The following is a 1,089-nucleotide window of genomic DNA, read 5'->3' as shown; positions in this document are numbered from 1 at the left end:
GGATGCCGAACTGCTGTCGCGCACGCGGGCGCTGGACGGGTTGAAAGACCGTGAACGCGCGGCGGGCGTCGCCGTAGAAGCTCAGCAGCAGGCGGCACTGGATGCCCGGCAGGGTGCGACGCGCGAGCGCCGCAGGCTGGCGGAGATGGAAGAGGCTGCCCAGGTGCAACTCAACGCCGAATACCGGCGTGTGGAACTGCGCATCTTTCTGTACCGCCTGGCCCTGACTCTCCCGTTGCTGGTGGCGGCCGGCTGGCTGTTTGCGAAAAAGCGCAAGACGACTTACTGGCCCTTTGTGTGGGGTTTTATCTTCTTTGCTGTGTTTGCCTTCTTCGTCGAGCTGGTGCCTTACCTGCCTAGCTACGGTGGTTATGTTCGTTATATCGTGGGCATTGTCGTCACGGCGCTGGTGGGCCGGCAGGCCATTGTTTCGCTGAACCGATACCTGGAAAAGCAGAAGCTGATCGAGCAGCTGCCGAACATGCAACGCCGCGAGGAACTGAGCTACGACACGGCACTGACAAGGCTTTCCAAAGGCGTGTGCCCGGGCTGCGAGCGGGCTGTGGACCTGAAAAATCCGGAGATCGATTTTTGTCCGCACTGCGGCATCGGCCTGTTTGACCATTGTGCGAAGTGCTCCACGCGCAAGAGCGCGTTCGCCAGGTTCTGCCATTCCTGCGGTGCCAGCTAATGCGCTTTGACCCATCGCGCAGGAGGGCGCTATCGGCAATCGCGGGTGGTGCTGCGCTGACGCAACTGAATGCCGAGGCGAAATGCCCGGTCGATCCGTTGAGTGTGTGCAATGTCGCGCATCTGAGCTCTGTGACGGTGGCGGGGATCGCGGAAATTCGTGGGACCGATGATGTCCGGCAGGCTTTAAAAAAATGGCAAGGCCGCGTGAGTGTCGGCGGCGGCAGATTCAGCATGGGTGGACAAACCGCAATTCAAGGCGGACTGCAACTGGATATGCGCTCCATGAATGCAGTGGTGAAATTCGACCCTGCCAAACGAACCGCCAGAATCCAGGCCGGTATGCGGTGGCGCGACTTGCAAACAATCATCGACCCGCAGGGGCTGGCGGTCCAGACC

The 1,089-nt window shown here is 60.8% G+C and carries 1 protein-coding gene and 1 pseudogene; both read left to right on the top strand.

Going from position 1 to position 1,089, the window contains the following annotated elements:
- Positions 1-691: pseudogene (locus AC1DWI_RS24120) on the top strand (serine endopeptidase); the annotation flags it as partial.
- The coding region (locus tag AC1DWI_RS24115) for an FAD-binding protein (RefSeq protein ID WP_477726035.1) at positions 691-1,089 on the top strand (399 nt) is incomplete at its 3' end. The pseudogene AC1DWI_RS24120 and the gene AC1DWI_RS24115, both read left to right, overlap by 1 nt.

The sequence above is a fragment of the Polaromonas sp. P3_C2 genome (genome assembly GCF_056402675.1).
The sequence above is the reverse complement of the archived record's forward strand: the minus strand, read 5'-3'. Positions and strand labels throughout refer to the sequence as shown.